The organism is Mycobacterium sp. E3251 (assembly GCF_001666835.1).
Classification (GTDB): domain Bacteria; phylum Actinomycetota; class Actinomycetes; order Mycobacteriales; family Mycobacteriaceae; genus Mycobacterium.
Genome location: NZ_LZJF01000127.1, coordinates 1 through 1,327, shown reverse-complemented (window position 1 = coordinate 1,327; position 1,327 = coordinate 1). Strand labels below are relative to the sequence as shown.

Genomic DNA, 1,327 nt, shown 5'->3' with positions numbered 1-1,327 from the left:
CTCGTCGAGGTTTGTCGCCGACAGCGGACTGCGTCCGCGCTACCCGGCCGTAGAGGTTTACCGGGTGGAGGTCGCCGGTGATCCGGGCGCCCCGTACTTCGCGGACGTCGACCGGTTGCCCCGGGTGGACGGCGGACCGGAGGCGCTGCTGCGCCTCGACGAGCGGCGCCGGCTGCAGGGCCTGCCGCCGCTGGGCCCCGCGCTGATGACCGCCGACGCGCGCGGCGCCGGATTGCCGGTGCCCTCGGTGACCATCACCGACACCCCGGTGGCCCGCGAGACCGATTACGGCCGGGTGGACCAACATTCGTCGGCCATCCGGGCCGCGGGCGACGCACGGCATACCTACAACCGGGTGCCCGACTATCCCGTCCCCGGGGCCGACTTGGTCGTCGGCGCCTGGAGCGGCGGCCGGATCACCGTGTCGAGCTCGTCGTCGGACTCCACCGCGATGCCCGACGTCGCGCCGGCGACCTCCCCCGTCGCCGCCATCGACGGCGACCCGGCGACCGCGTGGGTGTCCAACTCGCTGCAATCGGCGGTGGGCCAGTGGCTGCAGGTCGATTTCGACCACCCGGTCACCAACGCGGCGATCACCCTGACACCCAGCGCGACGGCCGTCGGCGCGCAGGTGCGCCGCATCCTGATCGAGACCGCCACCGGCAGCACCACCTTGCGGTTCGACGAGCCCGGCAAGCCGCTCGCCGCCGCGTTGCCCTACGGCGAGACGCCGTGGGTGCGGATCACCGCCGCGGGCACCGACGACGGGTCCCCGGGCGTGCAGTTCGGCATCACCGACCTGTCGATCACCCAGTACGACGCGTCCGGATTCGCCCACCAGCTCGACCTGCGGCACACCGTGCGCGTCCCGGGGCCGCCGCCCGGCGCGGCGGTCGCGGGCTGGGACCTGGGTTCCGAGCTGCTGGGCAGGCCGGGCTGCGCGTCGACGCCGGAGGGCGTGCGCTGCGCGCCGTCCATGGCGCTGACACCCGAAGAGCCGGTCAATCTCAGCCGGACGCTGACCGTTCCGGCACCGATGTCGGTGACCCCGTTGGTGTGGGTGCGGCCGCGGCAGGGGCCCAAGCTGGCCGACCTGCTCGCCGAGCCGAACACCACCAGGGCACGGGGCGACTCCGACCTGGTGGACGTCCTCGGCTCGGCGTATGCGGCGACCGACGGCGACCCGGCGACGGCATGGACGGCACCGCAGCGGGTGGTGCAGCACAAGACCCCGCCCACCTTGACGCTCACCCTGCCGCGGCCGCACCCACACCAACGGGGTCACCGACATCGGTGCCGGAACGGTCAGCGTCCGGCTGAGATTGAC

General features: G+C 73.7%; 1 protein-coding gene. It reads left to right on the top strand.

The window, feature by feature from the left end; all coding sequences use genetic code 11:
* The coding region (locus A5697_RS15810) for a discoidin domain-containing protein (protein WP_156673320.1) at positions 1-1,327 on the top strand (1,327 nt) is incomplete at both ends.